We start from the raw sequence: 866 nt of genomic DNA, 5'->3' as shown, positions 1-866 counted from the left end.
CCCCGGGGCGTTCGTGGCGCGGCTTGGCTCTGGGGCGCGGGGGCGTAAGCAGAGTCCCGGATTGCAAGTCAGCATTGACTTACTTCTCCCGCCTCCCGAAAACCCGCCCTCCCCTTCAAGGGGCCGCGCACGGCCAAAACACGGTTCGATCATGCCCATCCTGACCTTCCCCGACGGCAACACCCGCGCCTACGACGCTGCGGTGACCGGCCGGACCGTGGTGGAGGGCATCGCCAAGTCGCTCGCCAAGCGCACGGTCGCCATGGCGCTCGACGGCACGGTCCGCGACCTCGACGACACGATCGAGGGGGATGCCGCGATCGAGTTCATCTCCCGCGACGACCCGCGGGCGCTGGAGCTGATTCGCCACGATTGCGCGCACGTGCTGGCGGAGGCCGTGCAGGCGCTCTGGCCCGGCACGCAGGTGACCATCGGGCCGGTGATCGAGAACGGCTTCTACTACGACTTCGCCAAGGACGAGCCGTTCACGCCGGAGGACTTTCCGAAGATCGAGGCGAAGATGCGCGAGATCATTGCGCGCGACGCCCCCTTCACCAAGGAAGTCTGGAAGCGCGACGACGTCAAGAAGCTGTTTTCCGACAAGGGCGAGAACTACAAGGTCGAGCTGGTCGACGCGATTCCGCCTGGCGAGGATCTGAAGATCTATCGCCAGGGCGAGTGGTTCGACCTCTGCCGCGGCCCGCACATGACCTCGACCGGCAAGGTCGGCACCGCCTTCAAGCTGATGAAGGTCGCGGGCGCCTATTGGCGCGGTGATGCCAACAACCCGATGCTGACGCGCATCTACGGCACCGCCTGGGCCTCTCAAGCCGATCTCGACGCCTACCTGCACCGGCTGGAGGAGG

At 66.3% G+C, this 866-nt stretch carries 1 pseudogene; it reads left to right on the top strand.

Annotated features, from left to right (window positions below):
* Positions 1–151 precede the first annotated feature (151 nt).
* A pseudogene (locus MZTS_RS24750) lies at positions 152–866 on the top strand (threonine--tRNA ligase); the annotation flags it as partial.

Source organism: Methylorubrum zatmanii, assembly GCF_014845115.1.
GTDB lineage: Bacteria > Pseudomonadota > Alphaproteobacteria > Rhizobiales > Beijerinckiaceae > Methylobacterium > Methylobacterium zatmanii.
This window is presented reverse-complemented; position numbering and strand designations above follow the sequence as displayed.